We start from the raw sequence: 1,239 nt of genomic DNA on the forward strand, positions 1-1,239 counted from the left end.
AGCTCCGTGGTCAGGGCGGAGATCTGTCGTTGCAGGGCCATGACCTGGATCTTCTTGAATTGAGCATTCATCGTAATGATCGGACGCTTGGCCATCCCGGGATACCCGGCGGCCTTCTGGTACGCGGTGGCTGGCTTGTCGTGCTTCTCGGTCACCTTCGCCCCGTGACGGGTCTTCGAAACGAGTTTCTGCTGAGGGAGCAGGTAGTTCGTGAAGACCCGGTCCAGCTCCCAGATCCGATTCAACAACTCCAATTCCCGGGCAGTATCGAAACGCTGATAGCCAACCAGCTCCCGGACTCGGGACCAGTTCTTCTGTTCCACGTGCGCGCCATCATTCTTATGCAACGGACGCGATCGGGTGAAGGTGATCTTGTTGTCCAGGCAGTATCGGTAGAGATGGTCATTGATGAACTCACTGCCATTATCGGAATCGATCCCGATGATCGGGAACGGGAACACGTTCTTGACGTGCATCAGGGCCTCGAACACCCATTTTTGGGCCTTGTTCTGCACCGAACGGTTCACTGTCCAGCCCGTGGCGATATCGGTGACGGTGAGCGTGCAACAGAATTGCCCTGCCGGGTTCGAGCCCTCATGGCAGACCAGATCGATCTCCACGAACCCGGGGACTGCGTCGTCCCAATCAGCCCAGGTCCGGATCGGGATCTGGGACTTCAACAGTGATCCGGGCTTGGTACGCGAGCGCCCATGCAGGCGCATCTTTTCCCGTTCGTGGGCCAGGCGACGAACGATGGTCGCCGCGCTCATCGCCATGAGCAGCCTGGCTTGTTCACCAGTGACCACCAGAACGTGCTCGGCCCTGAGCATGGGAACCAGCTAGCCCGTCGCTGCCGCCAGCAGCTTCCCCGCCGGGGCCCGCAGCACCGCCCAACACAGGATCAGAGACGGCTGAAGATCCGCCGGATAGGTAGGCGCTCGTCCTTGTCGGACCAGCTTCGGTCGTGATGGTTCAACGGCCCGGCGCAGCGCGGCTCGGGCATGATCGCGGTGCCAGCCGGTTAGTTCCACGACGTGGTCCAGGATCTCGGTCTTCACCGGCTTATTGGCGTTTTGGTATCGCTGGGCCAGGTGCTTCGTTACTGCCTTACGCTCACTCATGGTCAGTCCCATCCATAACGGTCCCGCCTGATGTAGTCGTGGGCAACTCTGAAGCATGCGGAGGTTTTGCTATGAGGCAACGTATGCCCACAGGCGGAGGTTCTTTATGAATCAACGC

The 1,239-nt window shown here is 59.6% G+C and carries 2 protein-coding genes; both read right to left on the reverse strand.

Going from position 1 to position 1,239, the window contains the following annotated elements:
• Positions 1 to 830: integrase catalytic domain-containing protein (locus ACT3S2_RS15800; RefSeq protein ID WP_444561932.1), on the reverse strand; the 830-nt coding region annotated here is incomplete at its 3' end.
• A gap of 9 nt (positions 831 to 839) precedes the next feature.
• Complete coding sequence (locus tag ACT3S2_RS15805) at positions 840 to 1,121, reverse strand: hypothetical protein (protein WP_444561933.1); 282 nt, start codon at positions 1,119 to 1,121, stop codon at positions 840 to 842.
• Positions 1,122 to 1,239 lie beyond the last annotated feature (118 nt).

The organism is Arthrobacter sp. AOP36-A1-22 (assembly GCF_052377615.1).
GTDB lineage: Bacteria > Actinomycetota > Actinomycetes > Actinomycetales > Micrococcaceae > Arthrobacter_H.